The sequence below is a fragment of the Cupriavidus sp. Agwp_2 genome (assembly GCF_040784895.1).
Taxonomy (GTDB): Bacteria; Pseudomonadota; Gammaproteobacteria; order Burkholderiales; family Burkholderiaceae; genus Cupriavidus.
In genome coordinates this window covers 1893861-1911271 of sequence record NZ_CP088083.1, presented here as the reverse complement: position 1 = coordinate 1911271, position 17411 = coordinate 1893861, and the positions used below count along the sequence as shown (strand labels likewise).

Here is a 17411-nt window from a genome sequence, read left to right as displayed (position 1 = left end):
TGTGGCCATGCAACAACGAGACAAACTGTTTATCAACGGCAAGTGGGTCGCGCCCCACGGTACCGGCACCATCGACGTCATCCATTCCAGCACCGAAGCGGTAATGGGCACGATCCCGGAAGGCTCGCCGCGCGACGCTGAAGACGCCATCCAGGCCGCGCGCGCCGCGTTTGACGGCTGGGCGGCCACGCCCGCGTCGGTGCGGGCCGGCTATATCGCCAAGATCGCCGAAGGACTGAAGGCGCGCAGCGAAGAACTGGCCCAGTTGATCGCCGGCGAAGTCGGCATGCCGATCAAGCTGGCGCGCGCGATCCAGGTGGGCGGCCCGGTCTACAACTGGGGACAGGCCGCCAAGCTGCTGGATACCTTCCACTTCGAGGAAGAAGTCGGCAATTCGCTGGTGGTGCGCGAACCGGTTGGCGTGGTGGCGGCGATCACGCCGTGGAACTACCCGCTCAACCAGATCACGCTGAAGGTTGCGCCGGCACTGGCCGCGGGCTGCACTGTCGTGCTCAAGCCGTCGGAAGTGGCGCCGCTGAATGCCTTCGTGCTGGCCGAGGTGATCGAGGCCGCGGGCCTGCCGCCGGGCGTGTTCAACCTGGTGACCGGCTTTGGCCCGGTGGTGGGCGAGGTGCTGGCCAGCCATCGGGAGGTCGACATGGTGTCGTTCACCGGTTCCACCCGCGCCGGCAAGCGCGTGTCCGAACTGGCCTCGCAGACGGTCAAGCGCGTGGCGCTGGAGCTGGGCGGCAAGTCCGCCTCGGTGATCCTGGACGATGCCGACCTGCCGGCGGCGGTCAAGGGCACCATCAGCGCCTGCTTCCTGAATTCCGGCCAGACCTGTTCGGCGCATACCCGCATGCTGGTGCCGCGTGCCCGCTATGACGAGATCAAGGCGATCGCGCAGAAGGTGGTGGCCGGCTTTACCGTGGGCGATCCGCTGCAGGAAACCACCCGGCTCGGCCCGCTGATTTCCGCCGTGCAGAAGGAGCGCGTCACCGGCTATATCCGTCGCGGGCTGGAAGAAGGCGCCGAACTGGTGGCCGGTGGCCCCGAAGTGCCCGAAGGGCTGGACCAGGGCTTCTTCGTCAAGCCGACCGTGCTCGGCAACGTCGAGCCGCGCGCCACTGTGGCCCAGGAGGAGATCTTCGGGCCGGTGCTGTCGATCATCTGCTATGACACCGAGGAAGAGGCGGTGCGCATCGCCAACGACAGCATCTACGGACTCGGCGGCGGCGTGTGGTCGGGCGACGAGGCCCGCGCGATCCGCGTGGCGCGGCGCATCCGTACCGGCCAGGTGGACATCAACGGCGGGCCGTTCAACATGCAGGCGCCGTTCGGCGGCTACAAGCAGTCCGGCAACGGGCGCGAGGCCGGCAAGTACGGGCTGGAGGAATTCCTCGAATACAAGGCCCTGCAGTTGAAGAAGCCGGCCTGAGGCCTGCGCGACATGTGAAAATGCCCGGCTGGTCCGGGCATTTTGCATCGCCGCCAACGAAGCGGCGGCAGTCACCGGGACCACACAACGACAAAGACAAAGACAAAGACAAAGACAAAGACAAGAGGGGAGCAACAATGCGCTGGTTCGGTCGTCTGGCCAAGCTTGTGGGATGGCTGCTGGTACTGGCGGTAGCCGGCACGGCAGGGGCCCTGATCTGGTATCGGCAGGCGGCGCAGCCGCCCGCATCGGGCACCGTTGCGCTCCCGGGCCTGCACGGCCAGGTCACCATCGTGCGCGATGGCAATGGCGTGCCGCAGATCCGTGCCGCCAGCAAGGCCGACGCCTGGTTTGCGCTCGGCTATGTCCACGCGCAGGACCGGCTCTGGCAGATGCAGATGAACAAGCGCGTGGTGGCCGGCCGGCTCGCCGAGGTCCTGGGCCCGTCCGCGCTCGATACCGACAAGTTCCTGCGCACGCTGGGCGTGCGGCGCAACGCCGAAGCGATCCTGGCGCAGTCTTCGCCGCAGACGCGGGCTGCGCTGCAGGCATACGCCGACGGCGTCAATGCGTGGATCGACCATCGCCAGGGACCGCTGCCGCCTGAATTCCTGATCCTGCGCACGCAGCCGGAGCGCTGGGAGCCGGCCGATACGCTGGGCTGGCAGACCATGATGGCCTGGGACCTGGGCGGCAACTGGAACCAGGAAACGCTGCGCATGCGCCTGGCGCAAGTGCTGCCGGTGGAGCGCATCAGCGAACTGCTGGCGCCATATCCGGGCGAGCAGCCCGTGCGCACCATGGATTACGGCCACCTGTACAAGCAGTTGGCGCCGCTGGCTAACGCCATGGCGAGCGTCAGCGACAAGGCGCCGCCGGGCTATGTCGAGGGCATGGGCTCGAACAACTGGGTGGTCTCCGGCGCGCGCACGCAATCGGGCAAGCCAATGCTGGCCAACGACCCGCACCTGGGTTTGCAGGCGCCGGCGCTGTGGTACTTCGCCCGCATGACCGCGCCGGGACTGGACGTGGCCGGCGCCACGCTGCCCGGCATCCCGGTGGTGGTGCTCGGGCACAACGACCGCATCGCCTGGGGGCTGACCAATACCGCGCCGGACGTGCAGGACCTGTTTATCGAACGGCTGCGTCCCGGCAGCGAGACCCAGTACCAGACCCCGGACGGCTGGGCCACCTTCGAGACCCGCACCGAGACATTCCGCGTCAAGGGCGCGCCCGACGTGACGCTGCAGGTCCGCAGCACGCGTCACGGGCCGGTGATCTCCGACGTGGCCGAGCCCCTGGCCGCCGCGGCAGGCCCGCTCGGCGCGCGCTACGTCGTCGCGTTCCAGTGGACCGCGCTGCGTCCGGACGACCGCACCTTCCAGGCCGGCCTGAAGATGAACGACGCGCGCGACTGGGCCAGTTTCACCGCCGCGCTGCGCGACTTCCATTCGCCCCAGCAGAACATCGTGTACGCCGATGTCGACGGCAATATCGGCTTCTTCGCGCCGGGCCGGGTGCCGCTGCGCCGCGCCGACAATGACCTCAAGGGCCTGGCGCCCGCGCCGGGATGGGATGCCCGCTACGACTGGACCGGCTTTATCCCGTTCGAGGCTCTGCCGCAGCGCTACAACCCGCCCGAAGGCGCGATCGTGACGGCCAACCAGCGCATCGTGCCGCCGGACTATCCGTACTTCATCACCAGCGAATGGACGGTGCCGTACCGCCATGACCGCATCCAGGCCTTGCTGGCGGCGACGCCAAAGCACACCCTGGACAGCTTCGCAGGGATCCAGAAGGACGTGCTGTCGCTAGCCGTGCGCGATGCCCTGCCGCTGCTGCTGGCCGCACCGGTCAGCGGCGATGCCGCACGGCCGGAGCGCGAGCGCGCGCTGCTCGATGCGCTGCGCAAGTGGGACGGCACCATGGCTGCCGATCGGGCCGAGCCGCTGGTGGTCACCGCCTGGCTGCGCGAGCTGTCGCGGCGGCTGTTCGAGGAGAAGGTCGGCGAGGCAATCTTTGTCCGCCTGTGGGACCAGCGCAACGTGCAGCAGCCGATGCTGAACATCCTGCGCGATCCCGGCAAGCTCGGCGCGTTCTGGTGCGACCGCCCGCATACGCGCCCCGCGGAAAGCTGCAACGACGCGATCGCCGATGCCTGGGCGCAGGCGATCGCCGACCTGTCGCGCCGCTATGGCGACGACCCGAAACGCTGGCGCTGGGGCGAAGCGCATACGGCCCGCTCCGAGCACAAGCCGTTCGGCAAGGTCGCGTACCTGTCGCCCCTGTTCAACCTGCGCGTGCCGACCGGTGGCGACACGTACACGGTCAACGTCGGCCGCCACAACCTGCGCGACGAGAAGGCGCCGTTCGAAAATACCCATGCCGCCAGCGTGCGGGCGCTGTACGACCTGGCGGACCTGCAGGGCGCGCGCTTCATGGATTCGACGGGCCAGTCCGGCAACGCGTTGTTGCCGCGCTATCGGGAATGGACCGGCAAGTGGGCGGCGGTGGAATACGTGACCATGCCGCTGGCACCCGCGCAGGCCGAAGCCCTGATCCTGGTCCCGGCTGCGACAAAATAGCGCACCGCGGCGGCATGCCGTGCCGGGATACCGCTCCAACAGGCGATATCCTGCCGTGGTTTTCGCGCGGCGTCGCCATTGGCGCTACCATGGGTACCCTTCTTGACCGGCAGGAGTCGCCCATGGCCACACGCACCACCCATGTGATCCAGCACCTCGCATTCGAGCATGCGGGCGTGATCGGCGATGCGCTGCGCGCACGCGGGCATGCGCTGCGGGTATTCCAGGCAGGTGTCGACGACCTGCGGCCCATCGTTGATGATCCGGCCGACCTGCTGCTGATCCTGGGCGGCCCGATCGGGGTTTATGAAACCGATGCCTACCCATGGCTGGAAGGCGAGATCGCACTGATCCGCCAGCGGCTGGCCGCCGGTGGCAAGATCATCGGGGTTTGCCTGGGCGCACAGCTGATCGCGCGTGCCACCGGTGCGCGCGTGTATCCCGGCACGCGCGAGATCGGCTGGGCGCCGATCGTGCCGACGCCGGCCGGACGGGATTCGGCGCTTGGCGAACTCGCCGCAGCCAACTGGGAGGTGCTGCACTGGCATGGCGATACCTTCGACCTGCCGCCCGGTGCCGAACTGCTGGCATCCACGACGGCGGTGACAAACCAGGCGTATGCCATCGGCAACCAGGTACTGGCGCTGCAATTCCACCCCGAAGTGCTGCCCGGCGACATCGAAGTCTGGCTGATCGGCCATACCGTCGAACTCGGCAAGGCCGGCATCGACCCGCGCACCATCCGTGCGCGCACGGCCGAAGTCGGCGCAGGCGTGGCGGCGGCAGGTGAACGCATGTTTGCCCGCTGGCTGGAGCAGGCAGGACTATGAGCACGTCGGCATTGCCGGTGCCGCCCGTACGGGCCGTGATCGATGCCGTTCTCGTCGGCGGGGTGCGGCCGTTCGGACCCAGGGGCGTACCCAGCGGCATCGCCAAATCAGCGGCCAGCGGGCGTGTGCGCATCGGTACGCTCGGGCTGGAGGGCGACCAGCAAGGCGATCCGCGCCATCATGGCGGCCCGGAAAAAGCCCTGCATCACTATCCGCGCGACCACTACCCCGAGTGGCGTGCCGAACTGGCGGAACAGGGCGCGGCCGGCATTGGCGTGCTGGATGCACCCGGTGCATTCGGCGAGAACCTGAGCACGCAGGGGCTGACCGAGGCCGATATCTGCATCGGCGACCGTTTCCGGCTCGGCACGGCGCTGGTCGAGGTCTCGCAGGCACGCCAGCCGTGCTTCAAGCTCAATCACCGCTTTGGCTACCCCGGCATGTCACGCGCGGTGCAGCAGAGCCTGCGCACCGGTTGGTACTACCGCGTGCTGGAAGACGGCGAAGTAGAAGCGGGCGATACGCTGGCGCTGGTGGCGCGTCCGTTCCCGCAATGGCCGCTGCAGCGGCTGCTGCACGTGCTGTATGTCGACAGGCTCGACTATGCCGCGCTCAGCGATATGGCCGGGCTGGCCCCGCTGGCGGAAAGCTGGCGCAAGCTCGCACGGCAGCGCCTGGAGCGGCACGAAGTCGAAGACATGGAGCGGCGCCTGGCGGGCGGCTGAGCGGCCTCCCGGGGGAAAATGCGGGAAGGCGCGTTTCAGCCCTGGCGGAAGCGGCGGGCCGTGCCCTCGCGCGTGATGCGCTCCCACACCACCTGCTTTTCCCCGTCGCTGAAGAACACCCAGTTGCTCACTTCGGCCGCGGTGCGCCCGCAGCCCTGGCAGATTTCGTCGAACAGCGTGGAGCAGATGCCGATGCACGGGCTGTCCGGACGATCGGACAACGTGGAATCCGTGGCGCCGGTGTCCGGTTGGGGGCGGAACGGGGCGGATTCGGGAGACTGCGGCATGTTGACGAGTGGTTGCGGTGAAACGGGGGCACATTATACGGGGTGGGACCGGCCGCCATCGGTCCCACCGCCCAATCCCGCGGCCTGTCAGTGGCTATCGCGCAGTCCCAGCACGTTCGCGCCGATCTTCGGGTCGATGCCGCGTTCCAGTTGCTGCGGATAGGCCGTCACCGTCACTTCCAGCGATCCGGTGCCGACTTCCATCGACAGGATATGGCCGCCGTACGTGTCGAAACTGCTGTCGCCGGCCACCCCGTGCGCATGGATCGACGGCTTGCCTTCCTTCCACGCCAGGCTGCCGACGATGCTGGCCATCTCCACATTGCGGAAGGTGCGCGGGTTGAACTGCTTCTTCCCGGCATCCCAGAAGCCGAACGTGACGTTGGCGAAGCCGATCGCGGACAGGCTCGCGCTGGGCACCTTCTCGCAGATGGCAAAGGCCTCGATCTGCTCGAAGACGTTGTCGCCCATGCGCAGCACCAGCAGGTAGCCGGTGGGTGTCTTGATGTAGCGCGGCACGCTGTCGCGCGGGTAGTTCGGGTTCTGGGCACGGGCGTCCAGTGCAGCCTTGCATTCGGCGGAGGGAGCCGGCTGCGCCGTGGCTGGCGCGGGAATCAAGGCGACGGCGCCGACGGCGGTGGCCGCTGCGAGGGTGGCGAGCGCCTGGCGGGCGCGCAGGGATTTGCGAAGGATCATCTGTGGTCTCCTGACTGGTTTGTTTGCGGTTGGGTTTATGGCTACGGCAAAAACATTACGAAGCGGACGGATGCGGCGGCAGCAGGATGTCCCTGCCGACCGCGCGGATGTCGGTATGGCCGCAGAAGGCCATGGTCAGGTCGAGTTCCTTGCGGATGATCTCCAGCGCGCGCGTCACGCCGGCCTGTCCCATGGCGCCAAGTCCGTACAGCATCGGGCGGCCGATATAGACGCCCCGGGCGCCAAGTGCGACCGCCTTCAGCACGTCCTGCCCGGAGCGGATGCCGCCGTCCATATGGACTTCGATGCGGTCGCCCACGGCTTCGGCGATGGCGGGCAGGGCGCGGATCGATGCCGGCGCGCCGTCGAGCTGGCGGCCGCCGTGGTTGGACACGATCAGCGCGTCCGCGCCCGACTGGCAGGCCAGCCGCGCATCCTCGACATCCTGGATACCCTTGAGCACCAGCTTGCCGGGCCAGCGGCGGCGGATCCACGCCACGTCGTCCCAGTCCAGCGTCGGGTCGTACTGGCGGCTCGACCAGTCGGCCAGCGAGGTCATGTCGTCGACCCCCTGCACATGGCCGATGATGTTGCCGAAGGTGCGGCGGCGCGTGCCCAGCATGCCCAGGCACCAGCGCGGCTTGCCCATCATGTTGAGCAGGTTCCACGGCGTCAGGCGCGGCGGCGCCGACAGGCCGTTGCGCAGGTCCTTGTGGCGTTGCGCACTGACTGGCAGGTCCAGCGTCAGTACCAGCGCGGGGCAGCCCGCGGCGCGGGCGCGGTCCATCAGGCGTTCGACGAAGGCGCGGTCACGCATCACATAGAGCTGGAACCAGAACGGATGCCCGCCGGTGGCCTCGGCCACGTCCTCGATCGAACAGATGCTGACCGTGGACAGCGTGAACGGTATGCCGAAATCGCGCGCGGCGCGGGCGGCCAGGATCTCGCCGTCGGCGTGCTGCATGCCGGCCAGCCCGGTCGGGGCGATCGCCACCGGCATGGCGACGTCCTGGTCCAGCATCCGCGTGGCGACGCGGCGCTCGCCGATATCCACGGCCACGCGCTGGCGCAGCAGGATATGGCCGAACTCGCGCTGGTTGGCGCGGTACGTGGACTCGGTCCACGAACCGGAGTCGGCGTATTCATAGAACATGCGCGGCACCCGCTGCCGGGCGAGGCGGCGCAGGTCCTCGATCTCGTTGATGGATGACATCATGTGTCCTGCAAGGAAGAAAGACGGAACGCGGGCGGCCTCAATGCAGCCATGCGGCCGGCACCAGGATCAGCTGCGGGAACAGCACGAACAGGAACATCAGCGCGGTCAGGCTCAGCAGGAACGGCCAGACGCCGCCGATCACGCTGTCCAGGCTGCAGCGCGAAGTGCCCGCGACGACGTTGAGCACCGTGCCCACCGGCGGCGTCAGCAGGCCGATGGCATTGTTGAGCACGAACATCACGCCGAAATACACCGGGTCGATGCCCGCCTTGGTGATCACCGGCATCAGGATCGGCGTCATGATCAGCACCGTCGGCATCAGGTCGAGCGCGGTGCCCACCGCGATCACCAGGATCATGATGATGAACATCAGCAGGATCTTGTTGTCGATGAAGGGTTCGAGCAGGTCAGTCACCTGCGCCGGGATATTGGCAATGGTGATCAGCCATGCCGACACCAGCGCGCAGGCCACCAGGAACAGCACCGTGCTGGAGGTCTTGGCCGCGCTGACGATCAGTTCCGGCAGCGCGCGCAGCTTCAGTTCGCCGTAGACGAAGCGGCCGACCACCATGGCGTAGACCACGGCCACCACCGCCGCCTCGGTCGGCGTGAATGCGCCGATCTTCATGCCGCCGATGATCACCACCGGCAGCACCAGAGCCCAGATGCCGTCTAGCGCGGCCCTGGCCAGGCGGCGCGCATCGAAGGGTTCGGTGGGCGCGAGCTTTTCCTTGCGTGCGCAGAAGTGCCAGGTGACGGCGAGCGTCAGCGCCATCATCGCGCCGGGCGCGATGCCGGCGAGGAACAGCTTGGTGATCGACACCTGCGCGACCACGCCGAACACCACGATGGCGATCGACGGCGGGATCACCGGCGCGATGATGCCGCCCGCCGCGATCAGTCCCGCCGCGCGCGGCACGTTGTAGCCGGCATTGCGCATCATCGGGATCAGCAGCGCGGCGACCGCGGCGGTATCGGCCACGGCGGAGCCGGAGATGCTGGCCACCACAGTCGCCGCGATGATCGCCACGTAGCCCAGCCCGCCGCGGACGTGTCCGACCGCTGCGTCGGCGACGCGCACGATGCGCTGCGACAGGCCGCCGGCGTTCATCAGCTCGCCCGCCAGCATGAAGAACGGCACCGCCATCAGCGGATAGTTGTTGACGCCCTCCAGCATGTTCTGCGCGAGGATCTGCGTATCGAAGTTGCCCAGGTGCAGCATCAGCGCGACTCCGGACGCCAGCAGCGCAAAGGCGATGGGCATGCCGAGCGACATCGCGCCCAGCAGCGAGCCGACAAAGACAAAGATGGTCATGACAGGCTCCTTGCGCTTATTCGCCGGAGGCGCCGGACTGCGGCACCAGTTCATGCTGCGCCATGCGGCCGCTGACCAGGCGCCACAGCCCGTGCAGCAGCATCGCCGCCATGCCGACGCTGCATACCAGCAGGCAGGCATAGACCACGCCCAGCGGCACGCCGGTGACGGGAGCGCGGTCGTCCATGCCGATCGCCACCAGTTGCCAGGCGCCGTGGGCCAGCAGCAGGCAACAGCCCAGGGCGCCCGCATCGGCGAGCAGGCGGCAGGCACGCTGCCCGTTCTCGCCCAGCCGCGATACCACGGTGGACATCCCAAGGTGGGCCTTGTCATGCATCACCAGCAGGGCGCCGGTCAGCGTCAGCCACATGAAGACGAAGCGCGAGGCTTCCTCGGAGAAGGCAATGCCGGAATTGAAGACGTAGCGCAGGACCACGTTGCCAAAGACCAGCACGATCATGGTGGCCATCATGGCCACCATCGCGCCCTGGATCAGGCGCAGCGTAATACGGTTCATGATTGAGGACTCCTGGGTGGACGGGACTCAGCGCAGGCTCGCCACAGGCGCCCCGATCCGGTAAAAGCGCATGGCGTTGTCGTGCCACACTGCCTGCGCGGCGGTGTAGGGCAGGCCTTCCAGCGCGGCGGCGACGGTATTGACGATTTCATGCAGCGATGCGCGCAGCCCCGACACGGGCAGGTTGCTGGCGAACATGCAGCGCTGCCAGCCGAAGATCTCCAGCGCCTGGCGGATGACGCCGACGTTGCCGGCGCGATCCCATGCCGCGCCCGGCAAGCCGAACTCGGACAGCTTCAGGTGCACCCCGGGCAGGCTGGCCAGGGCCGCCAGCCCGCGGCGCCAGCCGGACAGGCCAGCCTCGGTGCGGTCCCACGGCAGGCCGGTGTGTTCCACCACCACGGCAAGGCCGGGCACCGCCGCGATCGCCTCGGCGGCTTCCTCCAGGTGCCACCACGGCACCCGCAGGTCCCACGCCAGGCCATGCCCGGCCAGCCGCTGCAGCCCGGACAGCCAGCGCGCGTCCTGCAGCGTGCCGGGCTGGCCACGCACGCTGCCATCCGCCCCATCCGCCGTCCGGCTGGTGCGCGGCTTGCACCGCACGCCCCGCACCAGCGGGAAGGCCTGGTGCGCGCGCAGCTGTGCCGCCAGCGTGTCGCTGTTGAAGTCGGCATGCGCCACCACCGCATTGGGAAAGCCGTGGCGCGCGTGGACCTGATGCAGCCACGCGGTCTCGGCCACCGACTCTTCGGCATGCCGCTCGGCTTCCACGTGGACGCTGGCGATGAGGGGCAGGCCGTCCCATTGGCGCAGGTAGTCGGCCGGATCGAAGTCCTGCCGCAGCGTGGCGTAATCGCCGAGGAAGAAGGCGGCAGGGTCGTACCCTCCCTGCAGCCAGGGATGACGCGCGGAGCCGAGCCGCCACAGGTGGTGGTGGGCATCGACGATGGCAGCGGGCATGGCAGGCATCGCGGGCTCTCCTAACGCTGGGCGTCCATGGCGCGCAGCACCGCGTCGCCGTTCTTCTGCACGAACAGCTGGCGCGTCTCCTCGCGCACCACCTTGCGGATGCCGGCATTGTCGGGATGCTCGTTGACCTGCACGCCCCTGGCGCGCAGCGTGGCGATCGCCGCGGCCTCGTTGTCGGCATTGAGCTTGCGCTGGTAGGTGGCGGCGGCAGCGGCCTCTTCCAGCAGCACCTTCTGGTACTCGGGCCTGAGCGCGTCGAACTTCGCCTTGTTCATCAACACCACCAGCGCGGTATAGGCGTGGCGCGTCATCGATACGTACTTTTGCACCTCGTACATCTTGGCCGAGACCATCAGCGTGGGCGGATTCTCCTGGCCGTCGACCGCGCCGGATTCCAGCGCGCCGAAGACCTCGGCGAACGGCATCGGCTGCGGGCTCGCGCCCAGCAACTGGAAGGCCTTGATATGCGACGGGTTGGGCGTGGTGCGGATCTTCAGGCCGCGGATGTCCTCGGCCTTGTTGACCGGGCGCTTGTTGTTGCCAAGGCTGCGGAAGCCGATCTCCCAGAAGGCCAGGCCCTTGATGCGGTGGGCGCCCAGCTCCTCCAGCAGCGAGCGGCCGACCGGGCCGTCCAGCACCTTGTAGGCAGACGGCCCGTCCTCGAACTGGTAGGGCAGGTCGAGCACGTTCAGGCGTGGCGCCAGGCCCGTGACGAAGGGATTGCCGGTGGCGCCGATATCGATGGTGCCACTGCGCACGCCGGTGACCAGCGTGGTGTCGTTGCCGAGCTGGCTGTTGGCAAAGACCTGGATCTCGACGCCGCCCTGGGTGCGCTCCTTGACCTTCTTGCTGAAGGCGAGCGCGGCCAGGTGCTGCGAATCGCTTTCCGGAACGGTATGGGCAAAGCGCAGCTTTACCGGTGCCGGTGTCTGTGCTTGTGCCTGTGCCACGCCGGCAACGGACAATAGCGCTGCCAGCACGATATGCGGGATAACGTGTTTCATGGTGTCTCCTGGGTTTGTCATGCGGCCCGGTCGTTGTGCGCCGGACTCTGGTTGCCCCATGCAGGGGCGGAACAGGGGCGGCTGTGGTCAGGGCGGCGGATGCAGCAGGCCACGCCGGGCCAGGCTGTCCATCAGCGCGCCGATGCCGAAGGTCCACGGCGGCAACGCGTCGCTGGTGCCGACCCAGTTCACCAGCCCGCCGAGGCGCGCCGCCGAAATGCTGACGCGGTCGCCCGGGTGATGGGTAAAGCCGGCGCCAGGCGCGTCGCGATCCTGCACCGGCGCGAACAGCGTGCCGCAGAACAGCATCATGCCGTCGGGGTACTGGTGGTGCGCGCCCATCGCATGCGCCACCAGTTCCTGCGGCGAACGGCTGATCTGCGTCATCGCGCTGGCGCCATGCAGCACGAAGCCATCCTCGCCCTCGATGGTCAGGCCGATCTCGGTACGCGCGATCTCGTCGATGCCGAAATGCGCATCGCACAGCCGGATCCACGGGCCGATGCCGCAGGACGCGTTGTTGTCCTTGGCCTTGCCCAGCAACAGCGCGCTGCGCCCTTCGAAGTCGCGCAAATTGACATCGTTGCCCAGCGCCGCGCCGACGATCTGGCCGCGCGGCGATACCGCCAGCACCACCTCCGGCTCGGGGTTGTTCCAGGTCGATGCCGGATGCAGGCCGACATCCACGCCGGTGCCGACCGACGATAGCGGCGCGGCCTTGGTGAAGATCTCCGCGTCCGGTCCGATGCCGACTTCCAGGTATTGCGACCACAACCCCTGCGCGACCAGCACATCCTTGATGCGCATGGCTTCGGGCGAGCCCGGGCGGATGGAGGCAAAGCCCGTCCCGACGATGGCGCTGACGCTGTCGCGCACCGCGGCGGCGCTGGCAGCGTCGCCGCGCGCCCGCTCCTCGATCACGCGCTCGACCAGGCTGGCGGCAAAGGTCACGCCGGCGGCCTTGACCACCTGCAGGTCGTTCGGCGCCAGCAGGTGGCGCTGTTCCGGGTCCGGGCCATGCGCGCAGGTCGCGTCAAGCCAGTCCTGCAGCGCGCCCAGCGAAGGCCCGCCGGCCTGCCGCACGCGTTCGGCGCAGTCAGGGAGCGCAAGCAGGCCGGCAATGGTGGGCGCGGTGGCCGTGATATCGAACAGTTCCGCGCCGCGCACAACCACCGTCACGGGGCCGCCGTGCGGGCCGGGCAGCCACGCGCGTCCCACCAGCAAGGCGCGGTCCGCGTCGCGCGGCAGGGTTTCCTCAACCGGGATGCGTCGTGTCATGTCACACCTTGACGTTGGCGTCCTTGACCACGCGCGCCCACTTGGCGCGCTCCGTGGCGATGAACTGCGCGAAGCGCGCCGCGGTGCCGCCGCCGTCCTCGGCACCGAAGCCGGCTAGCTTGCCCGCCACGTCGGGCATCGCCAGCACCTTGTTCAGGTCCGCGTTCATGCGCTGGACCATGGGCGTGGGCAGCCCGGCGGGGCCGACCAGCCCGTACCAGGTGCCGGCATCGAAGCCGGGAAAGCCCGATTCGGCCAGCGTCGGCACGTTTGGATAGCTGGCCGCGCGGCGCGGGCGCGTTTGCGCGATCGCCACCACCTTGCCGCCCTGGATCTGCGGCGTGGCGGAGGTCATGGTCTCGAAGCTGAAGTCGATCTGGCCCCCGATCAGGTCGGTCAGCATGGGCGCCGAGCCGCGATACGGCACGTGCAGCGCATCCACGCCGGCCCGCAGCTTGAACATCTCCAGCGCCAGGTGCTGCGCCGCGCCGGCGCCGGACGAGCCGAAGGTGACCTTGCCCGGCTGGCTGCGGCACAGCGCGACCACGTCGGCCACCGAGCGCGCCCGCCCGCCGGTATGGCAGATCAGCAGGTTGGGCGTGACGCCGACCAGCATGACCGGCGTGAAGTCCTTTTCCACCGAGTAGCCCAGCTTCGGGTACAGGCTGGGGGCGATGGCATGGTTGCTGATATTGGTCATCAGCAGCGTGGTGCCGTCCGGCGCCTGGCGCGCGGTGTACTCGGCGGCGACCACGCCGGCGGCGCCAGGCCGGTTCTCGACGATAACCGACACCCGCCATAGCGCCGAGAGCTGCTGCGCGATCACGCGCGCCATCACATCGGTGCCGCCGCCGGGCGGGAACCCTACGATGATGCGGATCGGGCCGGCCGGCAGTGCCTGGGACCAGGCTGCCAGCGGCGTGGCCAATGCGGCCGCGCCCGCGCACAGGAATGTGCGACGTTGCATGCGTTGTCTCCTGATGTTGTTGTTGCTGTAGGGAAGGCGTTGGCCTTACAGGGAGGCCTGCAGCATCGCCAGGTAGTCCTGCGCGCTGGCTTCGCGCGGGTTGGTCTTGTGGCAGTGGTCGGCCAGCGCGTAGTCGATGACGCGCGGGAACAGGGCCGGATCGACGCCCATTTCGCGCAGGCCCGAGGGCAGGCCCAGGCGCCGGTTCATGTCGGTGATGGCCGGGCCGACGGCGCCGGCATCGGACAGTCCCATGGCCTGCGCGATGCGGGCCAGCTTGTCGTCGGCGCGCATCGACGGCGCGTCGGCGTTGAAGCGGATCACCGCAGGCAGGAGCACGGCGTTCAGGGTGCCGTGGTGCAGGGTCGGCATCAGCCCGCCGAGCGCATGGCTCAGGCTGTGCACGCAGCCCAGCCCCTTCTGGAAAGCGAGCGCGCCCTGCATCGATGCGCTCATCATGGCCAGGCGCGCGGCACGGTCCTGCGGATCCCGGCGCGCGCGCTCGATATGCAGCCAGGCGCGGCGCAGGCCATCCAGCGCGATGCCGTCGGCGGGCGGGTTGAAGGCCGGGGCCATGAAGGTTTCCAGGCAATGCGCGATGGCATCCATGCCGGTGGCCGCCGTCAGCATCGGTGGCAGGCCCAGCGTCAGCTCCGGATCGCAGATTGCCACGCGTGGCACCAGGTAGGGCGACAGCACGCCGACCTTGCGGCCGTCGTCGAGGATCAGCACCGCGCCGCGGCCGACTTCGCTGCCGGTGCCGGCGGTAGTCGGGATCGCGATCACCGGTGCCGTGGCCGCCGTGATGCGGGCCACGCCGCCCTCGATCGCGGCGAACTGGCGCAGCGGCCCGTCGTGGGTGGCGCAGACCGCGACCCCCTTGGCGAGGTCGATCGGCGAGCCGCCACCCACCGCAATGATGCCGTCGCAACGGTACTCGCCATAGAGGCGCATGGCATCGCGCATGGCGGCTTCGGTCGGGTTGGATGGCGTGCCGTCGTAGATCACCGCCTCGCAGCCGGGGCGCAGTTGCTCCAGGACGCGCTGCACGATGCCGGCGGCCTTGACGCCTGCGTCGGTGACCACCAGCGGGCGCGTGATGCCGATGCGTTCGCATTCCTGGGCGAGCAGCCCGATCGCGCCGAAGTCGATCTGGATCTGGGTGATGTAGTTGATGAGGGCCATCTTGTCTCCATGCTGTGTTTGGTGTGCCGGATGCCGCGGGGTGGGCGGGCCGGCTGCATTGGTGACGAAGTCTAGGAACAAGGCCCACAGGTCACAACGTGGATTTACTTGAAGGCAGCCCAAGAAAAACTCACAGCAACGTACGCCTAGTTTTTCTTGAAACGGCGCTGAGATTTTCTCGTTTTGCGGCGCGCGGCGCGGGCCCTAGACTGGCGCAGACCAGCCGGATTCCGGACCACCGCCCGCACCTGCCGGGCCTCCTCCACACCAATGACAACCATGAGACAACCGATCCTGATCGAGCGCGACGCGCAGGTCGCCACCATCACGCTGAACAACCCGGACAAGCTCAATGCGATGGATCTGTTCATGTGGCAGGGCCTGACCGAAGCCATCCACGGCCTGTCGGCCGACGACACGCTGCGCTGCGTGGTGCTGCGCGGCGCCGGCGACAAGGCCTTCGCCGCCGGCGCCGACATCGCCGAGTTCGACACCATGCGCGCCAATGCCGCGCAGGCGCAGCAGTATGGCGAGATCACCAACACCACCATGCGCGCCATCGCCGAATGCCGGCACCCCACCATCGCGCTGATCCAGGGCGCCTGCGTCGGCGGCGGGCTGGAGATCGCGTCGATGTGCGACCTGCGCATCTGCGGCAAGTCGAGCCGGTTCGGCGTGCCGGTCAACCGGCTCGGGCTGGTGATGTCGTATGGCGAACTGGGCGGACTGGTGGCGCTGGCGGGGCCGGCGACCGCGCTGGAGATCGTCCTGGAAGGCCGCGTGTTCGATGCTGACGAGGCCCTGCACAAGCGCCTGGTCAATCGCGTGGTGGCGGACGAGGCCGTGCCGGACGAAGCCTACGCGGCGGCACGGCGCATCGCCGCCGGCGCGCCGCTGGTGGCGCGCTGGCACAAGCAGTTCGTGCGCAGGCTGCTCGATCCCACGCCGCTGCGTCCGGAAGAGCATGCCGAGTCCTATGCCTGCTTCGACACCGAGGATTTCCGCATCGGCCACCGCGCCTTTATCGACAAGACCCGGCCGCAGTTCGTAGGCCGTTGAAAGCACCTTCTCTGCAAACATCGCGGCGCCGCCACTCACATGTCGGCTGCCCTAACCTCAGGTGGTATCCATGAATTTGCCGTTATCCAAAATCAAGGTCCTGGACGTCAGCCAGATCATGGCGGGTCCGTTCTGTTGCATGCTGCTGGGCGACATGGGCGCCGACGTCATCAAGGTCGAAGCGCCGGGTGCCGGCGACCAGACCCGCAAGTCGATGGGCTTCCGGCTCAAGGGCGATGACAGCGGCGGCTTCCTGGCGCTGAACCGCAACAAGCGCAGTGTCGAGATCGACCTGAAGAACCCGGCCGGACTGGAAGCCTTCTATGAACTGGTGCGCGGTGCCGACGTGCTGGTGGAAAACAACCGTCCGGGCGTGGCGGCTCGCCTGAAGATCGACTATGCGGTGCTGCGCGAGATCAACCCGCGCCTCGTCTATGCCAGTATCTCCGGCTTCGGCCAGACCGGGCCGTGGTCGCGGCGCCCGGGGCTGGACCTGATCGCGCAAGCCATGTCGGGCGTGATGAGCGTCATGGGGCATCCGGACGCGCCGCCGGTCAAGGCCAGCGTGCCGATCGCCGACCTGGGGGCCGGGCTGTTCACCGCGTATGGCGTCCTCAGCGCGCTGATGGGGCGCGAACATACCGGGCAGGGGCAATACGTGGATGCGTCGCTGTTCGAAACGGCGCTGGGCCTGTCGGTATGGGAGTCGGCCGAGTTCTGGGGCACCGGCGACGTGCCGGTTCCGATCGGCAGCGCCAACCGCATGAGCGCGCCGTACCAGGCGGTGCGGGCCGCCGACCGGCACTTTGTCATCGGCGCGGCCAACCCCAAGCTGTGGGCCGCGCTGTGCGAGGTGATCGAGCGGCCCGACCTGCTGGCCGATCCGCGCTTTACCGACAACGCCGCCCGCATCCGCAACCGCGCTGCGCTGATCCCTGAAATTGAGGCAGAATTCGCGCGCAAGCCGGCGGCGGAGTGGGTGGACGCGCTGCTCGCGGCCGGTGTGCCGGCGGCCCCGATCTTCACCTACGACGAAGCGCTGGCCAGCGAACAGGCGGTGGCGCGGGACATGGTGCTGGAGATCGATCACCCGGTCGAAGGGCGGGTCAAGGCGCTGGGCTTTCCGGTCAAGCTGAGCGGAACGCCGCAGCAGGTGCGCTATCCGGCGCCGTTGCTGGGCCAGCATACCGATGAGGTGCTGGGCGAGTTCGGCCTGGACGCGGCCACGGTCACGCGGCTGCGTGCGCAGGGGGCGTTCGGCGCACCGGCCCGCGCAGAGGAACTGGAACGCGGTGCCGCCTGAGCGCACCGCGATCATCATCTATACCGATAAAAGACAG

The 17411-nt window shown here is 68.4% G+C and carries 16 protein-coding genes; 6 read left to right on the top strand and 10 right to left on the bottom strand.

Features of this window, described 5'->3' with window-relative positions:
- Positions 1-7: 7 nt before the first annotated feature.
- The 4 genes from LPA45_RS08820 (at position 8) to LPA45_RS08805 (ending at position 5578) form a co-directional block, all read left to right on the top strand.
- Complete coding sequence (locus tag LPA45_RS08820; protein WP_317924675.1) at positions 8-1438, top strand: aldehyde dehydrogenase family protein; 1431 nt, start codon at positions 8-10, stop codon at positions 1436-1438.
- Between the two features lie 137 nt (positions 1439-1575).
- Complete coding sequence (locus LPA45_RS08815; protein WP_317924673.1) at positions 1576-4023, top strand: penicillin acylase family protein; 2448 nt, start codon at positions 1576-1578, stop codon at positions 4021-4023.
- A gap of 122 nt (positions 4024-4145) precedes the next feature.
- Positions 4146-4853 (top strand): glutamine amidotransferase, encoded by a 708-nt coding sequence (locus tag LPA45_RS08810; protein ID WP_317924671.1) that lies wholly within the window; start codon positions 4146-4148, stop codon positions 4851-4853.
- Complete coding sequence (locus tag LPA45_RS08805) at positions 4850-5578, top strand: MOSC domain-containing protein (RefSeq protein WP_317924669.1); 729 nt, start codon at positions 4850-4852, stop codon at positions 5576-5578. Before LPA45_RS08810 ends, LPA45_RS08805 begins: the two co-directional genes overlap by 4 nt.
- A 35-nt stretch (positions 5579-5613) precedes the next feature.
- On the opposite strand, the gene LPA45_RS08800 is transcribed toward LPA45_RS08805, so the two are convergent.
- The 10 genes from LPA45_RS08800 to LPA45_RS08755 form a co-directional block, all read right to left on the bottom strand.
- Entirely contained in the window at positions 5614-5865 is a 252-nt protein-coding gene (locus LPA45_RS08800) for a DUF1289 domain-containing protein (RefSeq protein ID WP_317924667.1), read from the bottom strand.
- An 87-nt stretch (positions 5866-5952) separates the two neighbouring features.
- Positions 5953-6561, bottom strand: a complete 609-nt coding sequence (locus tag LPA45_RS08795) for a PPC domain-containing DNA-binding protein (RefSeq protein ID WP_317924665.1) — start codon at positions 6559-6561, stop codon at positions 5953-5955.
- 55 nt (positions 6562-6616) lie between these two features.
- Complete coding sequence (locus LPA45_RS08790) at positions 6617-7774, bottom strand: L-lactate dehydrogenase (protein WP_376790643.1); 1158 nt, start codon at positions 7772-7774, stop codon at positions 6617-6619.
- Positions 7775-7814: 40 nt separating this feature from the next.
- Positions 7815-9092: a TRAP transporter large permease subunit gene (locus LPA45_RS08785; protein WP_317924661.1), complete on the bottom strand. Its 1278-nt coding sequence runs from the start codon at positions 9090-9092 to the stop codon at positions 7815-7817.
- A 16-nt stretch (positions 9093-9108) separates the two neighbouring features.
- Positions 9109-9609 carry a TRAP transporter small permease gene (locus LPA45_RS08780; protein ID WP_367394999.1) on the bottom strand — a complete coding sequence of 167 codons (501 nt, stop codon included), beginning with the start codon at positions 9607-9609 and terminating at the stop codon, positions 9109-9111.
- Between the two features lie 27 nt (positions 9610-9636).
- Entirely contained in the window at positions 9637-10578 is a 942-nt protein-coding gene (locus LPA45_RS08775) for an amidohydrolase (RefSeq protein WP_317925127.1), read from the bottom strand.
- An 11-nt stretch (positions 10579-10589) separates the two neighbouring features.
- Positions 10590-11582: a DctP family TRAP transporter solute-binding subunit gene (locus tag LPA45_RS08770; RefSeq protein WP_317925128.1), complete on the bottom strand. Its 993-nt coding sequence runs from the start codon at positions 11580-11582 to the stop codon at positions 10590-10592.
- 87 nt (positions 11583-11669) lie between these two features.
- On the bottom strand, positions 11670-12860 hold the full coding sequence (locus tag LPA45_RS08765; protein ID WP_367394998.1) for a fumarylacetoacetate hydrolase family protein: 1191 nt from the start codon (positions 12858-12860) through the stop codon (positions 11670-11672).
- Between the two features lies 1 nt (position 12861).
- Positions 12862-13827: a tripartite tricarboxylate transporter substrate binding protein gene (locus LPA45_RS08760; protein ID WP_317920897.1), complete on the bottom strand. Its 966-nt coding sequence runs from the start codon at positions 13825-13827 to the stop codon at positions 12862-12864.
- Positions 13828-13872: 45 nt separating this feature from the next.
- Complete coding sequence (locus tag LPA45_RS08755; RefSeq protein WP_116320698.1) at positions 13873-15012, bottom strand: iron-containing alcohol dehydrogenase; 1140 nt, start codon at positions 15010-15012, stop codon at positions 13873-13875.
- A gap of 279 nt (positions 15013-15291) precedes the next feature.
- Here LPA45_RS08755 and LPA45_RS08750 point away from each other — a divergent pair, with 279 nt between their 5' ends.
- Positions 15292-16071, top strand: a complete 780-nt coding sequence (locus LPA45_RS08750) for an enoyl-CoA hydratase-related protein (protein WP_317920899.1) — start codon at positions 15292-15294, stop codon at positions 16069-16071.
- A gap of 70 nt (positions 16072-16141) precedes the next feature.
- Complete coding sequence (locus LPA45_RS08745; protein ID WP_317920900.1) at positions 16142-17374, top strand: CaiB/BaiF CoA-transferase family protein; 1233 nt, start codon at positions 16142-16144, stop codon at positions 17372-17374.
- Positions 17375-17411: the final 37 nt, after the last annotated feature.